General features: G+C 68.8%; 1 pseudogene (only partly in view). It reads left to right on the top strand.

Going from position 1 to position 369, the window contains the following annotated elements:
- Positions 1-369: pseudogene (locus tag EOC06_RS37555) on the top strand (RNA pseudouridine synthase) (its annotated part continues 206 nt past the right edge of the window); the annotation flags it as partial.

Here is a 369-nt window from a genome sequence, read left to right as displayed (position 1 = left end):
GGCGCACCGAAGTTCGCGAGCCGGAGCCGGAGCGGCCTAAGTTCACCCGCGACGGTGAGCGCCGCCCGATCGGCGAGGGCGGTTTGATCAAGAACCGCAAACGCCGCGAAGGCAGCCGCGACGAGGCGCTGGGCAAACTGTCGACAAGTCCCGACAGAAGCGCGGAGAAGAGTTTTGGCGAACGCGGCCCGCGCCCCGAACGCAGCTTTGGCGACAAGCCGCGCGGCGGCTTCGGCGACAAGCCTCGCGGTGGCTTTGGTGACAAACCGCGTGGTGCTTTTGGCGGCAAGCCGGGCGGCGGCAAGAAATCCGAGCGCGAGCAGCGGCCGATCGAGCCGCCCGGCCAGCGCAAGGCCAATGTCTGGATGG

It is taken from the genome of Mesorhizobium sp. M7A.F.Ca.MR.362.00.0.0 (genome assembly GCF_004023175.1).
In the GTDB taxonomy this organism is placed as follows: Bacteria; Pseudomonadota; Alphaproteobacteria; order Rhizobiales; family Rhizobiaceae; genus Mesorhizobium.
Note: the sequence above shows the minus strand (reverse complement) of the source record. Positions and strands in the feature narration are given on the sequence as shown.